This window comes from Enterobacter sp. JJBC (assembly GCF_036936505.1).
Lineage (GTDB): Bacteria > Pseudomonadota > Gammaproteobacteria > Enterobacterales > Enterobacteriaceae > Enterobacter > Enterobacter hormaechei_C.
Genome location: NZ_CP136935.1, coordinates 2,984,778 through 3,007,948, shown reverse-complemented (window position 1 = coordinate 3,007,948; position 23,171 = coordinate 2,984,778). Strand labels below are relative to the sequence as shown.

Sequence of the window (23,171 nt, the reverse complement as noted above, 5' to 3'; positions counted from 1 at the left end):
CGTCAGCCGATGATGTAAGGCAGATTGGTGAACAGGTTGCGCATATAGTCCAGCAGCAAATTGAGCATCCATGGCCCGGCAACGATAATCGCCACGAAGACGGCAATGATCTTCGGGATGAACGACAGGGTCATTTCGTTAATCTGCGTGGCGGCCTGGAGAATACTGATAATCAGACCGGTGACTAGCGCAACCAGCAGCAGGGGCGCGGCGACGGCAATCGCGACTTTCATCGCCTCCGTGCCCATCATCATGACCGACTCAGGCGTCATTGCGCGCTCCTCAACTGTAGAAACTCTGCGCCAGCGAGCTGACCAGCAGCTGCCAGCCGTCGACCAGCACGAACAGCATGATCTTAAAGGGCAGGGCAATGGTCGCGGGCGGAACCATCATCATCCCGAGCGCCATCAGGACGCTGGCGATCACCAGGTCAATAATCAGGAACGGAATGAAAATGGTGAAGCCAATCTGGAACGCGGTTTTCAGCTCGCTGGTGACATACGCTGGCAGCAGGATGCGCATCGGCACCGCTTCCGGTCCCTGTAACTCGCCCGTGTTAGCGAGACGGGCAAACAGGGCCAAATCCGCTTCGCGCGTCTGGCGAAGCATAAATTCACGTAATGGCTGAGCCCCCTTTTCCAGGGCAACCTGCATGGAAATTTTATCTTCGCTGAACGGCTGGTACGCCTCGGTGTAAATCTTGTCGATAACCGGCGACATAATGAAAAAGGTCAGGAACAGGGCTAAACCCAGCAGCACCTGATTGGGCGGTGCGGACGGTGTGCCGAGCGCATTTCGCAGCAGACCAAACACAATGATGATGCGGGTGAAGCTGGTCATCATCAGCAGGATCGCCGGGATAAAGGTCAGCGAGGTGATGAACACCAGCGTCTGCACGGACAGGGACCAGCTTTGTCCCCCGTTCGCCAGCGGCGTGGAAACCAGCCCCGGCAGTTGCGCATACACAGAGGGCGCGAACAGGCCCAGGCCTGCCAGCGTAAGGAATAACAAACGGCGCATCAGGATCTCCCGGGACGCTTGAGCAAACTCTTCATAACGGACTGGAAATCCGCAGGGGCCTGGGCGTTAGCCTCCACCGTGGCAGGCGCAGGGGGCAGCGTGTGAAGAACGTTAATGCTGGAGGCGGTCACGCCCAGCACCAGTCGCGCATCTTCCACCTCCACAATGACCACGCGTTCGCGCGGTCCTAGCGGGGTGCTGGCGCTGACCTTCAACCCGCGGGTACCGGCCGTTTTCCCCGCCAGACCGAAACGCTTTGCCAGCCAGGCGGCGATAAGGATAAAGGCAATAATACCGAACAGCGCGCCGCTCACCTGGAGCAGCGGTGAGCCGGGTACGGCGGAAGGCGCGGACAGTGTTGCCTGGGTTTTCATACTTAACGGCTCAGACGACGCATACGTTCGGAAGGGGTAATGATGTCGGTGATACGTACGCCGTATTTATCGGCCACCACCACCACTTCGCCTTGTGCAATCAGGTAGCCGTTGATCAGAATATCCAGCGGCTCACCCGCTAAACCGTCAAGCGCCACCACGGAACCCTGCGTCAGGCGCAGCAGCTCTTTAATGGTCATGCGGGTGCGACCCAGCTCAACGGTGAGCTTGACCGGAATGTCCATAATCAGGTCGATGTCCTGCAACGTGCCGCTGACGTCGCCGCCGCCTAACTGCTGAAAGACCGCGTCTGCCGCGCTTTTCGTCGGCGTCGTTTTCTGCTCGTTTAACGCGTCAGCCCACAGATCGTCCAGTGCTCCGCTGTTTTCATCGGACGGATTGTTCATGTCACTCATTTGGGCTGTTCCTCATTCAGCGAATTCAAAATCGGGTTGATCAAGTGCTCAACGCGTAACGCATACTGGCCGTTAATCGTGCCGTACTGGCTTGTCAGCACGGGTACGCCATCCACATGGGCAATAATGCGGTCGGGTTTATCTATCGGCAAAACGTCGCCGGGTTGTAATTTCAGGATCTGCGATAACCGCATGGAGATGTCGGCAAAGTTGGCTACCAGCTCCAGCTGCGAGTGCTGCACCTGACGCACCAGGTTCTCACGCCAGTTCTGATCTTCGTGACGTGAGTTCTCCAGCGGCGGGTTCACCAGCAGTTCGCGCAGCGGTTCAATCATGCTGAACGGCAGGCAGATGTTGAACTCGCCCGTCAGGTTGCCGATCTCGACGTGGAACGGGGTATTCACGACGATGTCATTCGGGGAGGTGGTGATGTTGGTAAATTTCACCTGCATCTCGGAACGCACGTACTCCACTTCCAGCGGGTTAATCGCTTTCCACGCGTCGCTGTAGGATTCCAGCGCCAGCTTCAGCATGCGGTTAATCACGCGCTGTTCGGTATGGGTAAACTCGCGGCCTTCCACTTTGGTCGGGAAACGACCATCGCCACCGAACAGGTTGTCCACTGCGATGAACACCAGGCTTGGCGAGAACACCACCAGGCCGGTACCGCGCAGCGGTTTCAGATGGATCAGGTTAAGGTTGGTTGGCACCGGCAGGTTGCGGGCAAACTCATGATACGGCTGAATGCGGATGGCACCGACGGTGATATCCGGGCTACGACGCAGCAGGTTAAACAGCCCCATACGGAACTGACGTGCGAAACGTTCGTTGATGATCTCCAGCGCCTGTAAACGCTCGCGCACCACGCGACGCTGGGTATTGGGATCGTAGGGACGAATATTATCGTCGCCGGTCAGACCCGGTTTCGGTTCGTCACTCTTATCGCTGTCGCCGTTGAGCAGCGCATCGATTTCTGCCTGAGAAAGAATACTGTCGCCCATGTCGTTACCGCAGAATGAAGGCTGTATACAGAACGTCAGTGACTTCCTGCTTAGGTTGGCCGTTTACCAGCGGGGTCGCCAGCGTCTGTTTGATGGCATCGACCAGCTTTTGCTTGCCCACATCGGTGGCGAGCGCGGAGGCATCCTGACGAGAAAACAGCAGCAGCAGACGGCTACGCACTTCTGGCAGGTAGTCGTTCAGACGTGCACGGGTCGCTTCATCTTTCAGACGCAGCGTAATACCCACGTAAAGCACGCGATCCGCATCGCCCAGGTTCACGGTGAACGTATCCAGCGGGTAGAAGACCGGCGCCGGTGGAGGCGGCGCTTCAGCTTTGGCGGCCGCGCTGGAGGGTTCCTGCTGCATACGCCAGTAACTGTAGCCTGCGGTGGCGCAGGCCGCGAGGGTAATCAACACCAGCAGCGGGATCCAGATGGAACGCTTGCTTTTTTTGGTGATAGCGGAGTCTGTCATCTGATACGAGCTTCCTGTTTCGGTACAGCTTAATACGGTGATTATCCCGTGTCCGGCTTAGGTCAAAGCGTGGAAAAGACGGGGATAATCACGTTACCTCTGGCGTTTAGGCAAAGATGTCTACGGCACGGCTGCCGCGCGCGGCGGATTGCAGGGCGGCAGGGGCAGGCAATAACTCTTCACTCTCATCGTTAAACCCGCCATGCTGGCCGGAACGCGAAGCGTGCTGTTGCTGCCCGGATGAGGACTGCTGCTGCCCGGCAAAGCCCTCGCTGCTGACGCTGCTTTGGGAAAGCTGAATGCCGTTTTCCGCAAGCTGCGTGCGCAAGATAGGCAGGGCCGCTTCCAGCGCCGCGCGGACGTGGCTGTGGGGCGAAACCATCTGCAACTGCGCCTGGTTGTCGTCCAGCTTAAGCGAAATTTGCACCTGACCCAGATCCTCCGGGTGCAGACGCAGCTCTGCGGTCTGCTGTCCCTGTCTGGTGAACAGGGTGATGTGCTGGCTCAGATTCTGCTGCCATTCGTGCGTGCCCAGCGGCTGGCTTAACACCGGCGCTGTCGCAACGGTAGCGGCAGGCTGTGAAGGCGCCAGGTGACTGACGATCGGGGCAAGCGTCGCGGTTGGGCTGGCGGCAGGCGACGCCGCGCTCGCTACGTCCTGCTTCTCCGCGACGGCGGCGACGGCTGGCGTAACGGCTGCCGTGGCGGGCAGCGAGGTGTCGCTGTCCTGAACCGGCATTTTTTCCTGACCCGTTAACGCATGGCTAAGCGGCTGATGCTGGCCGTTATCCGTCTGGGCTAGCGCAGAGGGGAGGGCGGCACGGGGGGCGATCTCCCCGGTGCTCGCAGGCTGCGTCGCTACCGGGGTGGTGGTCTGCTGGTGCGGTAACATCGCCATCAGCGCGCTTAACCCGGCCAGCTCCTCTTCTTCAGTCGTGGTCTCGCCGTTTGTTTTCGCCTCCGGCTGGGTTAGCACCTTCAGCGCATCCGTATTCGCGGCGGGTTTTAGGCCGGAGACGAGGCTTTGCAGGGAGACGGCGGTATCTTCATCAGTTAGAGTCTCCTGACGGGAGAGCAGTTCGGCGATTTTGGCCTGGAGCGTGGTTTCACCGTTTTTTTCCTGTGCCGCTGTCGACAGCTTGCTGCCCGCCGCTTTCAGATCCGCCAGCGTCAGCGGGGCATCTTTGCCTTTGCCAGTGGTCTCGGTCAGCGCGCCCGCCAGCAGAGAGAGAAAATCTTGCGCGCCCTCAGCGCCTTTCCCGGCAAGCGTGCCGCCGGACGGGTCGCTGTCGGTCATCAGCAGTTGTTGCAGTGTGATCATTCAGGTTTCCTCATTGATGCGCGCTGGGCAAACTCATCCATTTTTTTCTGATCCAGACGGTTTTCCGCCAGGGTCGAGGCTGCAATCTGCCGGTCCTGTAGGGTTTGCCAGGCCTGCAACCGCTGTTTTTTCTCGCGCCAGAAATTCAGCGCGGTATCGACTTTTTGCGTCCACTGGTTAAGCTGCTGGCGATGCTGCTCAATCGCCTTTTCCAGCGTCTGGATAAACTGCTGATAGTTAATCCAGCGCTGGCTACCAATGCCCTGCGTCATGTCGGTGTTAAGGTTGGTGCGATATTCATGCTGATAGTCGATTAACATCTTCAACTGTTCTTCAGCCTGCTGGCACCCGCGTCGCATTGCGCCAAGCTGCAATGCGGCATCATCAACTTCTTTTTCAGCCAGATCTTTCAGCGTTGATAACGCGCTGTTCTGCGCCATGACCTTCGCCCTCCACCTGTGTTACACCTGCGGGAAAATCAGCTCCAGTGCCTGGAGGGAATCTTCCCAGTCGGCGCGTTCAAAAATACCCTGTTGCAGAAATGCCTCCAGCTGCGGCCAGAGGGCAATCGCTTTATCGAGCATCGGGTCGCTGCCTTTGGCGTACGCCCCGACGCTTACCAGATCGCGGTTGCGCTGGAAGCTGGAGAGCAGTTGTTTGAAGTTACGCACGCGGGCGTAGTGTTGCTCGGTGATCAGGGCCGTCATCGCACGGCTGATCGACGCTTCAATATCAATCGCCGGGTAGTGCCCGGCTTCGGCCAGACGGCGCGACAGCACGATATGGCCGTCGAGGATCGCGCGCGCGGAGTCGGCAATCGGGTCCTGCTGGTCATCACCTTCGGTCAGTACCGTATAGAACGCGGTGATGGAGCCGCCGCCGCTGATGCCGTTCCCCGCGCGCTCAACCAACGCCGGGAGCTTGGCGAAGACCGACGGCGGGTAGCCTTTGGTCGCGGGCGGCTCGCCGATGGCCAGCGCAATCTCACGCTGCGCCATCGCGTAGCGGGTCAGGGAGTCCATAATCAGCAGAACGTGCTGGCCCCGGTCGCGGAAATCTTCCGCAATACGCGTGGCGTAGGCGGCACCCTGCATACGCAGCAGCGGCGACACGTCCGCAGGCGCGGCGATCACCACCGAGCGGGCGCGGCCCTCCGTACCCAGAATGTTTTCGATGAAATCTTTGACTTCGCGACCACGCTCACCAATCAGCCCCACGACGATCACGTCCGCCTGGGTATAACGCGCCATCATGCCGAGCAGGACCGATTTACCCACGCCGGAGCCGGCAAACAGTCCCATACGCTGGCCGCGTCCCACCGTGAGCAGGGCGTTAATCGGCCGCACGCCGGTATCCAGTACGTGCTCGATTGGCGTGCGTTGCAGCGGGTTGAAGGGTTGGGTGATCAGCGCGCCGGTTTCGGTGGTATCAGGGGAGGGCAGGCCATCAAGCGGTTTGCCGCTTCCGTCCAGGACGCGGCCCAGCAGCGCCGGACCGAGCGGCAGCTGTTTGCTGCTTTGCAGGCCGTCACCGCTAATGTTTTTCGCGTAGACGCGGGCGCCGGGCAAAATCCCTTCCACTTCTTCAAGGGGCATCAGAAACAGGCGCTGACCGTTGAACCCGACCACTTCGCTTTCCACTTCACGCGTCTCCCCCCCGTCCTGCCGCTCAATCACGCAGGTGGCGCCGAGCGGAAGTTGCAGCCCCGTGGCTTCCAGAACCAGACCGGTGGCGCGCGTCAGGCGTCCATAACGACGAACGGATGGCAGCTGCGCCATCTTCGTTTCAAAATTATCAAGCGTGTTAAGCCAGCGCGTAAGGCGAGCGGTCATCAGACGACTCCCGGTGCCGCCAGGCGGCACAGTTCCTGCCAGCGGGTCGCGACGCTGGCATCCAGATCGCCCTCATCCGCCGAGACCTTACAGCCTCCATGATGAAGTGACGGATCGCCGCGCAGCCGCCAGCCGTGCAGGCTCAGCGTCGCGCCGAGGCTCTCTTCCACGCGCTGCAAATCATCAGGATGAACGCGCAGCTGCGGTTTGCCGCTGAACAGCGGCTCCTGCTGGAGCAGCCCCTGGATCTGCTTAATCAGCGCGGCGTTATCCACTACCGGCGTCTGGCCGATTACCTGACGGGCCGCCTCCAGCGCCATCTGCATCAGGCGCGAGGCAATCACGCTGTCGAGCGCATCCAGCGTGTGCTGAAACTCGCTCACCAGCTGCTGCATGCGGGCATGTAGCGGCGCCTGCTGCTGGCGCGCCTGCTCGATGCCCTGCTCTAAACCTTTCGCCAGCCCTTCCTGATAACCCTGTGCGTGCCCGGTCTGACGGCCTTCGTTCATCCCTGCATTGAAGCCCTGTTCGTGCGCCTGCATTTGCATCTGGGCCAGCAACTGGGCGCGCTGTTCCTCTTCACTCAGCTCGGGTTCGCCCGCCCCGGCGTCGCCCTCGTCGGACGACACAACGGCAGGGGTGAACTCTGCGCTGGGAGGGGAGAGGTCGTCAGGCGTCCAGCGCTTCCACGACAGTTCATCAGACATAGGTGTCGTCTCCGCTGCCAATCACCATCTCGCCGGTTTCGGCCAGTCGACGAACAATAAGCAGGATCGCTTTCTGTTCGTTTTCCACCTGAGACAGACGCACCGGGCCACGGTTGGCCAGGTCGTCGCGCAGGATATCGGCCGCACGCTGGGACATGTTGCGCAGGAACTTCTCGCGCAGCGGCTGCTCGGCGCCTTTGAGGGCGATAAGCAGCGATTCGGAGTCCACCTCCTGGAGCAGGCGCTGGATGCTGCGGTCGTCCACTTCGACCAGGTTTTCGAACAGGAACATCTCGTCGATAATTTTCTGCGCCAGCTCGCCGTCGAACTCGCGTACCGCCGTAATAACCGCCTCTTCCTGCTGCGTTTTCATCAGGTTGATGATTTCCGCTGCCGTTCTCACGCCGCCCATTTTGCTGCGCTTGAGGTTCTGGCCGTCGAGCAGGTTGTTCAGCACTTCGGTCAGCTCCGCCAGCGCGGCTGGCTGGACGCCGCCGAAGGTGGCGATACGCAGCATCACGTCGTGGCGCAGGCGCTCGTCGAACAGCGCCAGAATATCGGCCGCCTGGCCCCGTTTGAGGTGGACCAGAATGGTGGCGATAATCTGCGGGTGCTCGTCGCGAATAAGATCGGCGGCGCTTTGCGGCTCCATAAAGTTGAGCGTTTCGATCCCACTGGCGGTGTCGCGCGTTTCGAGAATATCTTCCAGCAGGCTGGCGGCGCGCTCTTCGCCCAACGCCTTAACCAGCACGGAGCGCAGGTATTCGTTGGCGTTGACGTTGAGTGCCGCAAACTGTTCTGCTTCCTGCTCAAACTCCGCCAGCACTTCGGTCAGCTGCTTGTTAGAGATCTGGCGCACGTTGGCCATCGCCGCACTGAGGATCTGCACTTCTCTCTGGGAGAGATGTTTAAACACCTCCGCCGCGCGGTCTTCGCCAATGGTCATCAGCAGGATGACGCTCTTATCGGTGCCTGTAAGCGTATTACTCATGTTCGTTACCCATCCAACCGCGGATGACCAGCGCGACGACGCGCGGATCGTTATCTGACATTTCGCGAATGCGCTGGCTCATCACCTCTGCGCCCATGCGCTGGTTAGCACGACGCTGCTGCATCTGTTCATCTTTGCTGAGACGAACTTCAACCGCTTCTTCCTCGTCCGGACGCGCGTTCTTCTGTTCCAGCGCGGCTTTCTCGGCTTCAGCACGACGCTGTAGCTGAGGACGAACGCCCTTACGCCACAGCAGCCACGCGACAATCAGCACCAGCAGCCAGCGGCCTGCGGACATCAGCTGATCGAAGAACGCCTGCTGTTGCCAGAACGGCAGTTCGCCACCGGTCTCATCCACCGGGTTGAACGGTGAGTTCACAACGTTGAGGGTATCGCCACGTTTTTCAGAGAAGCCCATCGCTTCGCGGGTCAAATCTTCGATCTGCTTCATCTGCTCCGCCGTGAGCGGCAGCGGTTTACCATCCGGCAGCGTTTTGTAGTTCACCACCACGGCAACAGAGAGACGCTGAATATCGCCCGTGTTCAGTTTGGTATGGCGGATGGTCCGGTCGACTTCGTAGTTGGTCGTTTCGTTACGGCTGCTGTTACGCGGGCCGGTACTGTTCGCGGTCGAGGTCGTCTGCTGATTCGTTTGCTGACCGTTCTGCGGGTTTGCCGGCGGGGTGGAGATTGGCGCGGCGTTGGCAGGTGCAGGCTGGTTAGAGAGCGCACCCGGCACACCGCCAGGATATTGGCCGCCGACCTGTTCCGTCTCATTGATCTGACGCGAGCGTAACACGGCGCGGGAGGCATCCCCGTTCGGAGCGTACTGCTCTTCGGTCTGTTCTTTATTCGAGAAATCAATCTGCGCGGTGACCTGCGCGTGCACATTGCTGCTGCCGACCACCGGGCCCAGAATCGCTTCAATGCGACGCTGAAGACGGCCTTCCACGTCGGCGGCGTATTTCAGCTGGGCGTCGTTGAGATCGCGCCCGGCGGTGTTGGACTGCGTCAGCAGATGACCACTCTGATCCACCAGCGTGACGTTACCTGGCGGCAGACCGGCCACCGCGCTGGAGACCAGGTGCGTGACGGCGCTGATCTGCCCTTCATCCAGCGCACGGCCAGGTTCGAGGTTAACGGTCACAGAGGCAGAAGGGGACTTTTGTTCGCGGACAAACAGGGACGGCTTAGGCATCGCCAGGTGCACACGGGCACTTTTCACCGGGCCTAAGGTTTCAATCGTACGGGCCAGCTCACCTTCCAGCGCGCGCTGGTAGTTAACCTGCTCGCTGAACTGGCTGATGCCGAATTTTTCCTGATCCAGCAGCTCAAACCCAACCGCGCCGCCTTTCGGCAGCCCCTGCTGGGCGAGACGCAGGCGAAGCTCGTGCACTTTATCTGCCGGTACTTCAAGCGCACCACCGTTATCGGCAAAGCGATACGGGATGTTCATCTGGGTTAACTGGGTGACGATGGCACCGCCATCCTGGTCGGAAAGGTTGCTGTAGAGCGTGCGGTAATCCGGGCTTTTTGCCCATAAGACCATCGCGACAACGATCGCAATGGCGGCAGCGCCTGCCACAATCAACGGGATCTTAGGGTTGGCGCGAAGGCGGTTCATCCACTCGAGTGATTTATTCTGTGGCGCTGTCGATGCTGCTGTCGCACTCATTGCGCACCTCTTAAATCCTGGTGGTTTACGTTATTCGTGTAGAGAAACAAAACTGACTCCCGGGTCGGCAAACACGACAAAAGTTCCATACTGATGGCCCTGCCATTATTTGATGATTCGGGATTTTCTATGCGTCAAATAACCTGGTTTTTTAACGCTATTTACCGCCATTATCTTATTGACAAGCTGTTAGTCTTGACCTCGTAAAAAACCATCCAGGGGAGAGTCATGGCTATACAGGGCATTGAAGGGGTACTCAGTCAGTTACAGGCAACGGCGATGACCGCCCGTAATCAGAGCGTGGCTGACCAGCCGCCGGGCGTCAGTTTCGCCGGTCAACTGCATGCGGCGCTGGACCGGATCAGCGACAAGCAAAACGCGGCCCGTACCCAGGCTGAGAGATTTACCCTTGGCGAATCCGGCGTGGCGCTCAACGATGTGATGGCCGATCTGCAAAAAGCGTCGGTGTCATTGCAGATGGGGTTGCAGGTGCGTAACAAGCTGGTGTCGGCATACCAGGAAGTGATGGGCATGCAAGTTTAGGTTATCTAACCTAATGATATTTATAATTAATATCCATCCAATATTAACGCCAAGATTATAGAGGACGGGATTATCCAGGCAGCTAGGGTCATTCAGGTGCCGGGCATCTAAGATAGCAATCAGCAACAGGGTTGCATTACCGGTAGAGCAGGGAATGATGTTGATACCAGCGAGCCGATCGCGTTTACCGGTTCGATGCATGTACTGGTGACCTACAGCCTGGGTTATCCGACACTACTCTATCTGGTGAAGGCTCGAACCGATACGCAAATACGACTTCACCGCAGCAATTCTTATCACAATTAAATGCCACGTTGGATAAAGTATTGAACATTCTGGTTCATTACCTGATTATGCCAAGGTTGTGTTTAATGACATGAGGTTGCTTTCAAACTTTCCGAAGGAAGCGTTTTCTGACCAACCACATCGCTTGGTATAACTAGCTGTTATTATCAAAGCAAAAGTCTTTTGGATATGTTTAAGTCAGGTGTAAGCACACTTATTTCAGGCAAGTATTTTTAGGAATACACTATAAGAAAATTTATTACGTAATAGAAATTATTACCTAGCAAACCAGACCACATCCGCTACCAGTTTAAGGTTGGAGAGTCATGCTTTTGCAACCAGCGGCACAATCAATTCAGCAGGTCGCTGTCTTATACAGTAGAATTTACCGATTGGCTCAAACAGCCATGTAGCGGGTTGTAAGATGTGCGGTACACTCCTCGATTCCGGAGAAGGCGTAATCGACTATTTACGCCTCGTCCTTGCTCAATATAAGAATATTCATCAATGACATTTTCCATCAAGATTAGAAAAGGATTTGGTTGTTATTTTTTTTTGAAGTTACTTATTTAACGATTTTAACATGTTATGGAAGCTCGTAGGATGCCAGGTGAATATTTTAATTATTAGATGGTTGCGTATTTATTTCATCGGTTTTTTCGATGTTAATACAGATATTACAGGAGGCAATACCACTCAAGAGTAACTTCAAGAGCCATAACCATATTCCGGGGGACTATGGTTATGGACGCAGAAAATGACCACTTGGACCTGTTCTTCAAAAATTAGGATGGGCCAGTGTATCTGGCCCATAAATATTACAGAAATAATTCAGGATGTGCACTCTTTAGCATTGAACCAAAGTTTATCGACCCGTTAAGAGTGAAGTGTCCTGCGTCAAAGTAATAAAATGATTTATTATGTTCACTTAGAAGTTTGCAATCATAGTTATTACCGCACTGAATATCCATTGCAGAGATATACGTCACTCTACTTGCATACTCCTTATGTTCAGAGAAAAATGTTTTTAAGTCTTTGTCAATTTTAATTTTTGGTTTGGAATAATAGTTTTTAGAGTATTCGTTCACCATTTCAACTGTGGTTTTTTTCTCATCCATTGAGTTAGCTACTATATCAATGGCGCTTTTAGTATATGTCATTTTTGGTCCAATAACATATATGTGAGCTTTAGTTTTTGAAAGATATTCATTCAGTGATTTACTCAGATTGAGCAGATCTTCTTTAGCCCAATCGTCGTGCATAAATACAACATCAGCATCATTTAATGCTTTATTATTGACTGCTTTATGGAAAACTGGAGGGCATTTATCTTTATATTGCGGATAATTTGGAGTAAATCCAAAGTTTGAGCAATAAGACGTTGTTCTAAGATAAGTGATATCACCCTTCAGCCCATTTTCGGTTAGCGCATAAGTTAGATCAACACCGTGCGAGTTTCCGATAATGACTATTTTTCTTGGTCCGTTCGCGGGCACTGGTTTTTCCTTATCACCGTCAACCCAATATCTAGCTCTCTCTTTAGCAATATCCTCAGACGTAAGAAGTGCGTAAGGGAATCTTGATGCAAATCCACCATTTTGACTTGAAAATGCGGAAACGCCGAAAGGAATCAATAAGATTAATATAATAGCTATGATTTCTTTATATGTTTGCTGACGGTATTGATTTAATACTCTCTTTGTCTGATTTTCAATTAGATTATAAGAAATAGCGCCAAGGATAAATGATAATATAATTCCAGCGAATCTCATTGATGAATCCGTTAAACCGAAATAATTCAACGCTACTACCACAGGCCAGTGGAATAGATAAACAGAGTAGGATATTTTTCCAATGAATTGCGCAACTGGATTACTTGATATCCATGAATCATGTCCTGAAGCGATAAAAACGGCCGCAGCAGAAACAGGTATCAATGCGAGCAACCCAGGCCACTGATCGTTTTTATCAAGACAGACTATAGCTGCAACCATAGTAAAGATAGATATATAATGTAATATAGCCAGGTAACGCCTGTTGATTTTTATCTGATTCAAATACACCAACCCGCCAATAACCATCTCCCAAGCTCTAGCTGGTAAAAGATAAAAAGCTTCAGATGCTTTATTTGATTCAACGAAATAAACTGATAGTGTTAGGCTTACTATAAAAACAAATTGTAGAACACTATTTATTGCCTTCCTATTAATTTTGTACACAATGAACATTAACAGTGGTAATAACATATAAAATTGCCACTCTACTGATAATGACCATGTATGCAGGAGCCACTTTTGACTAGCCGAAGCATCAAAATAGTTTATCTCTTTGAAGTATATTATATTCGATATAAACAATAAGCTTGAATAAATGTGTCGACCAAGCGTCTCGAAATCTGTTGGCGTTAAGAAGAACCAACATGATATAAATACTAGCAAACAGGTGCAAGATAACGCTGGTATGATTCTTTTAGCGCGATCTAGATAAAATTTAATGAATGAAAAGTTATTTGCTTCTAGCCTTGATTGGATTATACCAGTCATCAAGAATCCAGAAATCACGAAGAATATATCTACGCCAGAGAATCCTCCCGAGAAAAAAGGGGTGTCAAAATGATAAAGTACAACTGATATTACTGCTAGCGCTCTCAATCCGTTAATATCTTTTCTAAAAGTAATCATTGTTATGTCTTGTTGTTAAGTTAGTAAAAATCAGTATTTTCTTATTATAACATCAAAGAAAGTCTGGATCGACAGGCTAGTTTTGACGTGCTGTTTTAATACACAGTGGTTTTTTTGAGGGTTATGGTGCGCGCAGTAGACGTACAAGCCGTCTTCATCGACCTCACAGAACCATACCGCCCTTCCTGTGCAAACGCAGGAGGCTTTCATGTTTTCAATACTGAAGCGCTAAATGAGTGTGGTGACAAATTGCTCATTTGGTTTGTTGGGCGTCAATAGTCTGAAGATTTGGCCGATAACGCATCAATCCTTGAATGATGGCGAGGCTACATAAGGAGAGAAATTTGATGACGTGCGTTTTGTTGCGGTCGCTACACATTGCATTCTCCAGGTCTGGGTGGCCATTCTTTAAGCAAAATGAACTTTTCCGGCGCGCTGATGTTGTTTGCTTCAGTAGTATCTTCGAGCTATCCACTTCTATGTCGAGCCGGATAATGACCATCCTGGAAGAAATGAGCTGTTGTGAAAAATTTACAGTATAGACGAAGCTTCTTTTGCCCAGACTGGCTTAAGCAACTGCCCTGACCTGACTAATATTTGGGAAAGAGATACGCACGCTGGTGTTAAAGCGGACGTATATTACAGTTGGTATTGGCATAGCACAGACAAAGACTCTGGCGAATCTTGTAAACCATGCAGTGAGCAAAGGGCTAGCTGCTTGACCTCATAAACGTCGTCCGTCAGCGAAGCCTGGTGACGCTTATGCATGTAGAAGATGGATTGCATGTTGGACTTCTATTAGTTAGAAGCTAAGCGCGATGGATAGTTAAACTGCGTTGGATATATCAGAACAGAGCACATGGATAATCCGCAAGTACTTTAATTTAGTGCTCGAGCGAACCTTTCGCGAGCGGCCTGGCAATTCATGTGTCGACCTGGAAGAATTCGCGTCAGTGAAGCAGGAACAGCATTCAGCCGATCGTTTGGTGAACGTATTAACGAATACGAACAGATGCGGCAGGCCATTTGCAATAAAGCGGTCCGTGGCGCTAAGAAAATTCGCGGAGGGCACCAGTACTGCCGGTTTATCTCGACCTCAGTAAAGACATCCTCTTTTGTTCTTCAGGAGTGATATTACAGCGACAGCGCATCTCAACAGGTAGCGAAAAGTTAAAGAAGATTATGGCTAAGGACGGGAAGGGCACGCTTTATTTTGCAGGAAAGGGAATACAACATTCTTTGCAGACGAAGCGTGAAATACTTTCGACGCGCTACACTATCGGCTTTTCTGACCTGCCAAAGGTCCGATAATGAACTGGTGCACAGCTGTTAAATCCTACGAACATATTGGTGGTAATTATGATGAGAGGATCAACAGGAGTGGATGTGACATAAAACAGCACTCGTTCTAAGGCGAACTTAGACGACTGATGTTTTCGACGACTATAACCATCTGTTATTTGGTGCGCTCTTGGACGATCTTTGTCGATTATGAAAAATGTATGCTCATATGATGGGGATGCAGGTGTAAACCTTCCAATCTTACGCTGGCAGCCTGATGGCTTTAATGCCACAATATTTTTTTCTTCGCATGCAGGAAAGATGATGAAAAAAGTAGCAATTGTGGCTGCGATGCTGACGTTAGCGGGATGTGTTCAGGTTGATAACTATCAGGAAGTGATTAAGCACCCGGTACCTTCGCAACTGGCAGGTTACTGGCAGTCGAAAGGGCCGCAGAGCGCGATGGTGAGCCCGGAAGCGATCGCCACGCTGGTGGTGACGCCAGAGGGGGATACGCTGGATTGCCGTCAGTGGCAGCGCGTTATCGCGGTGCCGGGTAAGATCATGCTGCGTTCAGATGATTATTATAACGTGACGCGTAAGCTGGATGTCTATCCGCTGGAGCGTGATGGGGCGGCGCTGGAGTATGACGGTATGGAACTGTACAAGGTTGACCGTCCAACGGTGGAATGCGCAGATTACCTGAGCAAGAATCCGCTGGAGAGTAAGCTTCCGTAACCGTTTTGGAGTTTGCGCCCTCTACCCGTGGTCTGAGAGATCTCCACAAAATAATGCCTTCACCGTCGGCCCCCTCTCCCTGGAGGGAGAGGGCTGGAGTGAGGGGGAACATACGGCTCTGGTGGTCATTCCGTTCACTTTATGTTCCTTGCTACTCTGTAGCGACATGTGCGGTGAACGTGCCAGGGTGGCTCAGTCGCCACCACCCTGGCGACCCGGGCTCCCGGCGGAAACTCGCCGCTTCGCGGTACCCTCAGCTTTTTCCTTCAGGCTATCGGGTCGGGCATGAGCCTGCATCCATGCAGGCCACGCCCTCTCGGCGCTTCCCTGCGCCTCGCCCCGGCCTTACGGAAACGCTTCGGCGATTTACAGCCGGACCAGGGCATCGCTGAAAGTCCTCAGTTATTATGAAGGCAACGTTATTGCTTCTGCTTTCAAATTACTGGGGATATCTCTCCCTGTGGGAAAGGGTCGGGGTGAGGGCATCAGACCACACTGTTCCAGCACTACAGCGCGTCCTCAATCACCCAGACGCTGACGCTTCCCCCGTTACAGAAGAACGTCCCTTCGCCATCCGCCGCCGTGGTCACGGTTTCCTCGCGGTTGCCTAAAAAATCACGCCAGGTCTTATTGCCGTAATTTTCCCCGAGGCAGATCGTCTTCTCGCCGTCATCCCCATTCGACAGCACCACCACACAGCCCGGGTGCTCCTCAGTCCCGCTGCGGCTGAACGCAATACAGTTTGGATGATCGAAAAACAGCGTCTGCACGCCGTGGGCAAAACGCTGCCGGGCGAGGATCAGCTCGTGGAGCTGTTCAATCACCGGCATATCGATGTGATACGTCTCGCCATCCCCGCCGGTGTCGTCATAGCTGGCGCCAAAAAGATCCGGGTAGAACACGCTCGGCACGCCGTTTTCACGCAGCAGGATGAGCGCGTAGGCCAGCGGTTTGAACCAGGCTTCAACCGGGGCTTCCAGCGCCTGCAAGGGTTGGGTATCGTGGTTGGCTACCAGGGTCACGGCATGGAACGGATCGGCTTCCACTAGCGTACCGGTGAAAATCTGGCTCATATCGTAGTCGCGTCCCTGGCGTGACGCTTCGTGAAATTTCATTTGCAGCGGCGCATCAAACAGCATCGTTTTGCCGTCCACCTGATTGATGTAGTGCTGCAATTTATCCACTTCGTGAGACCAGTATTCCGCCACAATAAACAGCGGCTGCGGGGCCACCTCCTGGACGTGCTCAATCCACTCTTTATAGAACCAGGCTGGAATGTGTTTTACCGCGTCCAGGCGGAAGCCGTCGCAGTGGGTTTGCTCCATCACCCAGCGCGCCCAGTATTTGATCTCCTCCGTCACCGCATGGTTGCGAAAATCAATATTTTCACCCATCAGGTAATCGAAATTGCCCATCTCGTCGTCGACCTGATCGTTCCAGCCTTCGCCGGTGTAGTCGTTCACGATTTTGAAGATACCGTCCTCATTGGGGTTTTCAATGTGGTCGATACCGCTAAAGCATTTGTAATCCCAGATGAACTGCGAATACTGGCCGGCCCGAACGGGAAAGGTGTAGCGCGTCCAGGCTTCGCATTCGATGATCTCATCGCTGATTTGGGTGCGATCCTGCGCATCCACGCGCTGCACGCGGACGGGTTCCTTCTCATCGGCCCCCATTTTGTGGTTGACCACCACGTCCAGAAGCACCGCAATCTGGTTACTTTTTAAGGCGTTGATGGCCTCCAGCAACTGGGCTTTATCGCCGTATTTGGTGGCGACGCTGCCTTTCTGGTCAAACTCACCGAGGTCGAAAAGGTCATAAGAGTCATACCCGACGGAATAGCCGCCGGATGCCCCTTTGTAGGCCGGCGGTAACCAGACCATATTGATGCCGATTTCGTTCAGATTGGGGGCTAATGCCGTGACTTCTCGCCACAGTTCACCGCCGGTGGGGTAGTACCAGTGAAAACATTGTAAAAGTGTTGGGTTGCGCATGCACCATCTCCATGAGGTCGCGAAACTCAAGTATGGAGCAGGTTTGGCAGAAATGCCTGGCGAACGAAACGGTTAACGTTTGCCCGCCAGTTAAATGGCTAATTGATATCGCTATTACTTTGCGGAACCAGGACATGACCGCCCTGGTTACCGTAGGTGGAGAGAACGGTTTTCTGGATGGAAGATTGCCCGACCAGCTTCGCCAGCTCATCCATTCTGGCTTGCAGCAACGTTTTTACCTGGCCTTCGTTGTCCAGGATCACCCGCAGCGTCGGGCGAAGCTGCTCCTGAATCTGCGTCGAAGGTTCACTTTCCTGAGTGAGACGAGCCAGTGAGTGCACCGCATTAACATAGTCGGTTTCACAGATGATCAGATCATCCCATAGTCCCTGCCGGGCCAGTCGCAACATCAACTGGCTCTGCTCAAGGAGTTGCTGATAAAGGGCATAAAGTTGCGGTGCGTTACTCATTAGACGGCGTCCTGGACAAGAGTTGGTATACCTGCTGCCTCCTTCCAGCCATCCGCAATATTGCGCAGTAAATTTTCCACCTCTTCGATGGCACTGGCATCATTGCGAAGGTTGGCCTGAAGCAGGCGACGAACCATATAGGCATAGAGAGCGATCAGGTTTTGTGTTAACTCGTCTTTACTCTCTTCATCCAATCCGACCTTCAGGCCATTTTCGATGATATTAATCGCTTTGGAGAGCGCCAGCCCTTTTGCCTGGATATTACCGTCTGCAAGGAACAGACGTGCCCGTACCAGTGCGCTGAGGGCTCCATCAAATAGCATGATAACCAGCTGCTGCTGGCTGGCGCTCATCACCGCGCTTTCAACTTCTATCTTTGCGTAGGCTTGCGTGCCTTTTGCGCCGTACATGTTATCCCCCTAGGGTCTGATTAGCGTTTACTACTTGTTGCTGGACGTATTTTCGAACTGCTGCGTCAGGTAACTGCTGGTAGAGTTCAGCGAGTTCATCATGACGTCTAATTGCGTAAACTGTTCTTTATAACGCGCTACCATGGTGTCGATACGCTCGCTGGCCGCGTTATATTGCTTAGTTAAATTGTTCAGGGTTTTACTGACGCCATCTTTGGCAGCCTGAATGATGCCGGTGCTGGAGAGCCAACCTGTAAGGTTTGTTCCAACGGTGGTGGTGATACCGGATGTTTTCCCGTCACCGATCAGCAGGTCTTTGATACCAGCCGCGCTGTTTTTCATTGCCGCGCTAAGCTTGTCATCATCCACTTCCAGTTTACCGGTGCTTGGGTCGGTAGTGATGCCAGCTTGAGCAAGGGTCTTGATATTGGAACTGGTGTGAGGGTTATTCAGCACGCTTCTCAACTGAGTCTGAATAGTGCGTAGCGTACTGTCGCCTAATAACGCGCCGTTGCTGGTATTCTGAGCGTCTGAACCCGCGTCCACAGCAGTATATTTTGTGAGGCTGCTGAAAGTATCTTGCAGGGAGTTATACGCCGTCACCCAGTCGTTTATCGCTTTGGTCGCTTTAGTGTTATCGGTAGTGATCGTTAAGGTCTGATTACCGGTTGTCACGTCGTTCAGGTTGAGAGTGATATCTTCCAGCGCATCACTGATTGTATTGCTGCTGTTTTCAATATCAACGTTATTAACTTTCAATAGCGCATTTTGGGCCGTAACGCTTTCCATCATGCCGTTAGCGGTATCTGCGCTATTACCGTTGTAGCCCATGAAGGACTGAAGTGCCGTATCGCCGCTGACACTAATAGTCATGGCATTGTCTTTACCGGTATCTTTCGACGTAATGGACAGACGATACTCACCATTACCGACGTTAATAATACTGGCACTTACGCCAGCATCCGCTTTGTTGATCGCATCTCGGATACCACTCAGAGATGAGTTTTCCGCACTGATATTAATAGTGACAGGTTTCTTGTCACCACCTTGCTGAATGGTGATGGTGCTGTCCGCTGTCGCAATCGCCGTTTTATTATCACTTTGCGTTTTAGCTGTTGTCAGGGTTTGCGCCTGCGCAAGCTGCGATACGTTAATGGTGTATTTACCCGCAATCGCGCTGCCGCTGGTTGTGGCACTGAAGGCTGTGCTGCTGCTGGCGGTGGTAGTCGCTGTAAACAGATCGGCTTTGCTAAGTGCAGTATTTGCCGTCTGGAAGGATTCCAATGCACTTTTCAGCGTGCCGTAGGCACTAAGTTTTGCTGTATAGGAAGTTTGCTGCTTAGAGATCGGCGTCAGCTGTGCTTTTTGTGCAGCGGTCAGACTGTCCAGAATGTCGCCTAACTGCAAACCTGATCCGACTCCCAACGTAGAAATACTTGCCATATTTATTCCTTAATGTAACGACACGTAGAACGAATAGTGGGGTTATCGGCCTCAACTCAGGAAAGTTTACGGTTAGATTCTTTTTTTTAATGGCGAGAATAGCGCTAATAGAGAAGAGTATTTCTGTGGCTAAAAAAATGATGCGATCCTGAAAAAAAATCTAAAGGTTGTTTTGGACCAGACGATAACACCTTTGACGGCGATGAAGCCGAAGGGTGGAAACCCAAATCTAATCCACAGATTTGATGAACAACAGGAAACGAAATCATGGCACAAGTCATTAATACCAACAGCCTCTCGCTGATCACTCAGAACAACATCAACAAGAACCAGTCTTCAATGTCTACTGCCATTGAGCGTCTGTCATCCGGTCTGCGTATCAACAGCGCAAAAGATGACGCAGCAGGCCAGGCGATTGCTAACCGCTTCACCTCCAACATCAAAGGTCTGACTCAGGCTGCACGTAACGCTAACGACGGCATCTCTGTTGCACAGACTACTGAAGGCGCACTGTCTGAAATCAACAACAACTTACAGCGTATTCGTGAGCTGACCGTTCAGTCTTCTACTGGTACTAACTCTAAGTCTGATCTGGACTCAATTCAGGATGAAATCAAATCCCGTCTGGACGAAATTGACCGCGTGTCTGGTCAGACTCAGTTTAACGGTGTTAATGTGCTGGCTAAAGACGGTTCCATGAAAATTCAGGTTGGAGCGAACGATGGCCAGACCATCACTATCGACCTGAAACAAATCGACTCTAAAACTCTTGGTCTGACCGGTTTTAACGTTAATGGTCAGGGCTCTGTGGCAAACACTGCTGCTACCAAGGATGAACTGGCAGCGGCAGCAGCTACAGCAGGTACAACACCATCCACCGATGCTGCCGGTGTAACCAAATACACTGTAGACGCAGGTCTGAATAAAGCCACTGCTGCAAACGTATTTGCAAATCTGTCTGATGGTGCAATTGTCGATGCCACAATTTCTAATGGTTTTGGGACAGCGACAGCGACTAACTATACCTACAACAAAGCAACAAATGATTTCAGCTTCGGGGCGACCATCGCTGCTGGTGCGGCAGCTGGTGACAGCAATAGCGCTGCACTGCAATCCTTCCTGACGCCGAAAGCAGGGGATACTGCTAACCTGAGCGTTAAGATTGGTGGTACTTCTGTTGATGTTGTGCTGGCGAGTGATGGTAAAATTACTGCTAAAGATGGTTCAGCACTGTTTATCGATTCAACAGGTAACTTGACTCAAAACAGCGCCGGTACAGTTGCCGCGGCAACGCTTGATGGTCTGACTAAAAACCATGACGCTACAGGTGCAGTGGGTGTTTCAATTACTACGGCTGATGGCGCAACTATCGCTCTGGCGGGTTCTGCTGACGCAGCAACAGGTTCTCAATCAGGTACAATTACACTGAGCAACGTTCGTATCAGCGCTGATGCTCTGCAATCCGCTGCTAAAGGTACTGCTCTCAATGTAGATAATGACGCTGATGGTACTGACGATATTTCTATTAGCGCAACTGGCGTTGTTACCACTGGGGGCGCGGCTACTTATACAGCGACTGATGGTACTCTGACTACTACCAATACCGTTGATTACTTCCTGCAAACTGATGGCAGCGTGACCAATGGTTCTGGAAAAGCTGTTTACACTGACGCAGCAGGTAAATTCACTACCGACGCAGCGACTAAAGCTGCTACTACTACCGATCCACTGAAAGCATTGGACGATGCTATCAGCTCCATCGATAAGTTCCGTTCTTCTTTAGGTGCCATCCAAAACCGCCTGGGTTCTGCTGTCACCAACCTGAACAACACCACCACCAACCTGTCTGAAGCGCAGTCCCGTATTCAGGACGCCGACTATGCGACCGAAGTGTCAAATATGTCTAAAGCGCAGATCATCCAGCAGGCCGGTAACTCCGTGTTGGCCAAGGCTAACCAGGTTCCTCAGCAGGTTCTGTCTCTGCTGCAAGGTTAATCGCCTGATTACGCTTAAACCCCGCTTCGGCGGGGTTTTTTCTATCCACGCACAAGCGTAACCCCCCAAATAACCCCTCATTTCACCCACTATTCACCCGATTAAAACCCCTCCAGAATCGGATAATCATGCCGATAACTCAACTAACGCAGGGCTGTTTATCGTGAATTCACTCTATACCGCTGAAGGTGTAATGGATAAACACTCGCTGTGGCAGCGTTATGTTCCGCTGGTGCGTCACGAAGCATTGCGCCTCCAGGTGCGTTTGCCGGCGAGCGTGGAACTGGACGATCTGCTACAGGCGGGCGGTATCGGGTTATTGAATGCAGTTGACCGGTACGACGCTCTGCAAGGAACGGCATTTACGACTTACGCAGTGCAGCGTATTCGTGGTGCGATGCTGGACGAGCTGCGCAGCCGCGACTGGGTGCCGCGCAGCGTTCGCCGCAACGCGCGCGAAGTGGCGCATGCGATGGGGCAGCTGGAACAGGAGCTGGGGCGCAACGCGACGGAAACCGAAGTAGCGGAGCGTCTGGGCATTCCTGTTGAAGAGTATCGCCAGATGTTGCTCGATACCAATAACAGCCAACTCTTCTCTTATGATGAGTGGCGCGAAGAGCATGGCGATAGCATCGAGCTGGTGACCGATGAACACCAGCAAGAGAACCCGTTACACCATTTACTGGAAGGGAATTTACGCCAGCGCGTGATGGAAGCGATTGAAGCTTTACCGGAACGTGAGCAACTGGTGTTAACCCTCTATTACCAGGAAGAGCTCAATCTCAAAGAGATTGGCGCCGTGCTGGAGGTGGGCGAGTCACGGGTGAGCCAGCTGCACAGCCAGGCCATTAAACGCCTGCGCACAAAACTGGGTAAGTTATAGGTGAGTCATTCGCCTTGGAAATGCCGCACAACGTATTGACAACCAGGAGTTATCATGACGGTGCAGCAATCTAAAAGACGGCCTTTAAGCCGCTACCTGAAAGACTTTAAACACAGCCAGACGCATTGCGCCCACTGTAAAAAATTACTCGACCGCATCACGCTGGTTCGTCGCGGTGAAATCGTGAATAAGATTGCGATTTCCCGCCTCGATACGCTGATGGATGAAGCCGCCTGGCTTGAAGAGCAAAAAGAGTGGGTAGCGCTTTGCCGTTTCTGTGGCGATCTCCATTGCAAAGAGCAAAGCGACTTCTTCGATATTATCGGCTTCAAGCAATTCCTGTTTGAACAAACGGAGATGAGTCACGGCACCGTGCGTGAATACGTGGTTCGCCTGCGCCGCCTGGGTCAGCATTTGACCATGCAAAATATCTCCCGCGATCTGCTGACAACCGGATACCTGGATGAAAATCTGGAGCCCTGGCTGCCCGCCACCAGTACCAACAATTACCGCATCGCGCTGCGAAAGTACGCACAATATAAAGTCCAGATGCCGGGCGTCATAAAGCAGAAAGTCCGCGCCGGAACAACTTCTGATATATATTAAAAAAGAATAAGATGTAGCGCAGCCGCCTTT

At 52.9% G+C, this 23,171-nt stretch carries 22 protein-coding genes and 1 pseudogene; 6 read left to right on the top strand and 17 right to left on the bottom strand.

Features of this window, described 5'->3' with window-relative positions; translation table 11 throughout:
• Window positions 1–2: 2 nt before the first annotated feature.
• The 12 genes from fliQ to fliF all read right to left on the bottom strand — a co-directional run bounded on the left by fliQ (window position 3) and on the right by fliF (window position 9,812).
• Window positions 3–272, bottom strand: a complete 270-nt coding sequence (gene fliQ / locus RY075_RS14585) for a flagellar biosynthesis protein FliQ (RefSeq protein WP_003859587.1) — start codon at window positions 270–272, stop codon at window positions 3–5.
• Window positions 273–282: 10 nt separating this feature from the next.
• Window positions 283–1,020, bottom strand: a complete 738-nt coding sequence (fliP, locus tag RY075_RS14580) for a flagellar type III secretion system pore protein FliP (RefSeq protein WP_003859589.1) — start codon at window positions 1,018–1,020, stop codon at window positions 283–285.
• On the bottom strand, window positions 1,020–1,394 hold the full coding sequence (gene fliO, locus RY075_RS14575) for a flagellar biosynthetic protein FliO (RefSeq protein WP_003859591.1): 375 nt from the start codon (window positions 1,392–1,394) through the stop codon (window positions 1,020–1,022). The genes fliP and fliO overlap by 1 nt, the downstream gene beginning before the upstream one ends.
• Before the next feature lie 2 nt (window positions 1,395–1,396).
• Window positions 1,397–1,810 (bottom strand): flagellar motor switch protein FliN, encoded by a 414-nt coding sequence (gene fliN, locus RY075_RS14570; RefSeq protein WP_003859592.1) that lies wholly within the window; start codon window positions 1,808–1,810, stop codon window positions 1,397–1,399.
• On the bottom strand, window positions 1,807–2,811 hold the full coding sequence (gene fliM / locus RY075_RS14565; protein WP_003859594.1) for a flagellar motor switch protein FliM: 1,005 nt from the start codon (window positions 2,809–2,811) through the stop codon (window positions 1,807–1,809). Before fliM ends, fliN begins: the two co-directional genes overlap by 4 nt.
• Before the next feature lie 4 nt (window positions 2,812–2,815).
• Window positions 2,816–3,286 carry a flagellar basal body-associated protein FliL gene (fliL, locus tag RY075_RS14560; protein WP_003859598.1) on the bottom strand — a complete coding sequence of 157 codons (471 nt, stop codon included), beginning with the start codon at window positions 3,284–3,286 and terminating at the stop codon, window positions 2,816–2,818.
• Between the two features lie 106 nt (window positions 3,287–3,392).
• Window positions 3,393–4,607, bottom strand: a complete 1,215-nt coding sequence (fliK, locus tag RY075_RS14555; RefSeq protein ID WP_325773834.1) for a flagellar hook length control protein FliK — start codon at window positions 4,605–4,607, stop codon at window positions 3,393–3,395.
• Window positions 4,604–5,047: a flagellar export protein FliJ gene (gene fliJ / locus RY075_RS14550; protein ID WP_006811155.1), complete on the bottom strand. Its 444-nt coding sequence runs from the start codon at window positions 5,045–5,047 to the stop codon at window positions 4,604–4,606. The genes fliK and fliJ overlap by 4 nt, the downstream gene beginning before the upstream one ends.
• Window positions 5,048–5,068: 21 nt before the next feature.
• Window positions 5,069–6,439, bottom strand: coding sequence for a flagellar protein export ATPase FliI (gene fliI, locus RY075_RS14545; RefSeq protein ID WP_032609583.1), 1,371 nt, complete (start codon window positions 6,437–6,439; stop codon window positions 5,069–5,071).
• Window positions 6,439–7,146 carry a flagellar assembly protein FliH gene (gene fliH / locus RY075_RS14540; RefSeq protein WP_045330338.1) on the bottom strand — a complete coding sequence of 236 codons (708 nt, stop codon included), beginning with the start codon at window positions 7,144–7,146 and terminating at the stop codon, window positions 6,439–6,441. The genes fliI and fliH overlap by 1 nt, the downstream gene beginning before the upstream one ends.
• Window positions 7,139–8,137 carry a flagellar motor switch protein FliG gene (gene fliG, locus RY075_RS14535; protein ID WP_003859608.1) on the bottom strand — a complete coding sequence of 333 codons (999 nt, stop codon included), beginning with the start codon at window positions 8,135–8,137 and terminating at the stop codon, window positions 7,139–7,141. The genes fliH and fliG overlap by 8 nt, the downstream gene beginning before the upstream one ends.
• Window positions 8,130–9,812: a flagellar basal-body MS-ring/collar protein FliF gene (gene fliF, locus RY075_RS14530; protein ID WP_017383346.1), complete on the bottom strand. Its 1,683-nt coding sequence runs from the start codon at window positions 9,810–9,812 to the stop codon at window positions 8,130–8,132. Before fliF ends, fliG begins: the two co-directional genes overlap by 8 nt.
• A gap of 228 nt (window positions 9,813–10,040) precedes the next feature.
• On the opposite strand from fliF, the gene fliE reads away from it, so the two are divergent.
• Complete coding sequence (fliE, locus tag RY075_RS14525; RefSeq protein WP_338627806.1) at window positions 10,041–10,355, top strand: flagellar hook-basal body complex protein FliE; 315 nt, start codon at window positions 10,041–10,043, stop codon at window positions 10,353–10,355.
• A 1,103-nt stretch (window positions 10,356–11,458) separates the two neighbouring features.
• On the opposite strand, the gene RY075_RS14520 is transcribed toward fliE, so the two are convergent.
• Complete coding sequence (locus RY075_RS14520) at window positions 11,459–13,321, bottom strand: acyltransferase family protein (RefSeq protein ID WP_053070159.1); 1,863 nt, start codon at window positions 13,319–13,321, stop codon at window positions 11,459–11,461.
• 395 nt (window positions 13,322–13,716) lie between these two features.
• On the opposite strand from RY075_RS14520, the pseudogene RY075_RS14515 reads away from it, so the two are divergent.
• Window positions 13,717–14,632 (top strand): annotated as a pseudogene (locus RY075_RS14515) (DUF4113 domain-containing protein); the annotation flags it as partial.
• 294 nt (window positions 14,633–14,926) lie between these two features.
• On the top strand, window positions 14,927–15,340 hold the full coding sequence (gene yedD / locus RY075_RS14510; protein ID WP_003859613.1) for a lipoprotein YedD: 414 nt from the start codon (window positions 14,927–14,929) through the stop codon (window positions 15,338–15,340).
• Between the two features lie 506 nt (window positions 15,341–15,846).
• Here yedD and amyA read toward each other — a convergent pair.
• The 4 genes from amyA to fliD all read right to left on the bottom strand — a co-directional run bounded on the left by amyA (window position 15,847) and on the right by fliD (window position 19,657).
• Complete coding sequence (gene amyA, locus RY075_RS14505; protein ID WP_003859614.1) at window positions 15,847–17,334, bottom strand: alpha-amylase; 1,488 nt, start codon at window positions 17,332–17,334, stop codon at window positions 15,847–15,849.
• Window positions 17,335–17,432: 98 nt separating this feature from the next.
• On the bottom strand, window positions 17,433–17,804 hold the full coding sequence (fliT, locus tag RY075_RS14500; RefSeq protein WP_003859615.1) for a flagella biosynthesis regulatory protein FliT: 372 nt from the start codon (window positions 17,802–17,804) through the stop codon (window positions 17,433–17,435).
• The gene (gene fliS, locus RY075_RS14495) at window positions 17,804–18,214 is read right to left on the bottom strand and encodes a flagellar export chaperone FliS (protein WP_006811147.1); all 411 of its coding nucleotides are present in this window, start codon (window positions 18,212–18,214) and stop codon (window positions 17,804–17,806) included. Before fliS ends, fliT begins: the two co-directional genes overlap by 1 nt.
• A 30-nt stretch (window positions 18,215–18,244) precedes the next feature.
• On the bottom strand, window positions 18,245–19,657 hold the full coding sequence (fliD, locus tag RY075_RS14490; protein ID WP_032659217.1) for a flagellar filament capping protein FliD: 1,413 nt from the start codon (window positions 19,655–19,657) through the stop codon (window positions 18,245–18,247).
• A gap of 267 nt (window positions 19,658–19,924) precedes the next feature.
• Here fliD and RY075_RS14485 point away from each other — a divergent pair, with 267 nt between their 5' ends.
• The 3 genes from RY075_RS14485 to fliZ all read left to right on the top strand — a co-directional run bounded on the left by RY075_RS14485 (window position 19,925) and on the right by fliZ (window position 23,141).
• Window positions 19,925–21,652, top strand: coding sequence for a FliC/FljB family flagellin (locus RY075_RS14485; protein ID WP_032659212.1), 1,728 nt, complete (start codon window positions 19,925–19,927; stop codon window positions 21,650–21,652).
• A 163-nt stretch (window positions 21,653–21,815) separates the two neighbouring features.
• Complete coding sequence (locus RY075_RS14480; protein WP_003859623.1) at window positions 21,816–22,535, top strand: RNA polymerase sigma factor FliA; 720 nt, start codon at window positions 21,816–21,818, stop codon at window positions 22,533–22,535.
• Window positions 22,536–22,589: 54 nt separating this feature from the next.
• Window positions 22,590–23,141 carry a flagella biosynthesis regulatory protein FliZ gene (gene fliZ / locus RY075_RS14475; protein ID WP_015570235.1) on the top strand — a complete coding sequence of 184 codons (552 nt, stop codon included), beginning with the start codon at window positions 22,590–22,592 and terminating at the stop codon, window positions 23,139–23,141.
• Window positions 23,142–23,171 lie beyond the last annotated feature (30 nt).